We start from the raw sequence: 538 nt of genomic DNA on the forward strand, positions 1-538 counted from the left end.
CGCGCCGCAAGGTTTGGCGGGCCAAGTGGCCGGCGCGGTGTCGGCCAGCCCGGTTGGGGCGGCTGCGGCTGCGGTCGGCTCGGCGGTGGCCGCCAGCCCGGCGGGGGTCGTCGCGGCGTCGATTCTGCCGGCGATCAATACCGGCTTCGGCAACACCGGTGCGTGGAACCTGGGCATCGGAAACATCGGCAATGTCAACCTGGGCAGCGGCAACCACGGTGACCTCAACTTCGGCAGCGGAAATTACGGCAACGGCAACCTCGGCAGCGGAAACGTTGCCAACGGAAACCTGGGCAGCGGAAACAGAGGTTTCTTCAACCTGGGCAACGGAAACTTCGGCAGCCTCAACCTCGGCAACGGCAATCGCGGCGATCTCAACTTCGGCAGCGGTAACACCGGACCCGTCGACGGCAACAGAAACATCGGCTTCGGAAATTGGGGCAGTGCAAACTTCGGCGGCGGAAACCACTCCAGCGACAACTTCGGCAGCGGCAACTTCGGCCCCTAGAACGTGGGATACGGGAACAACGGCGACAAC

At 64.7% G+C, this 538-nt stretch carries 1 pseudogene; it reads left to right on the forward strand.

The features are described 5' to 3' along the window. Window positions 1-505 (forward strand): annotated as a pseudogene (locus BST40_RS28490) (pentapeptide repeat-containing protein); the annotation flags it as partial. Between the last annotated feature and the right edge of the window lie 33 nt (window positions 506-538).

The organism is Mycobacterium persicum (assembly GCF_002086675.1).
GTDB lineage: Bacteria > Actinomycetota > Actinomycetes > Mycobacteriales > Mycobacteriaceae > Mycobacterium > Mycobacterium persicum.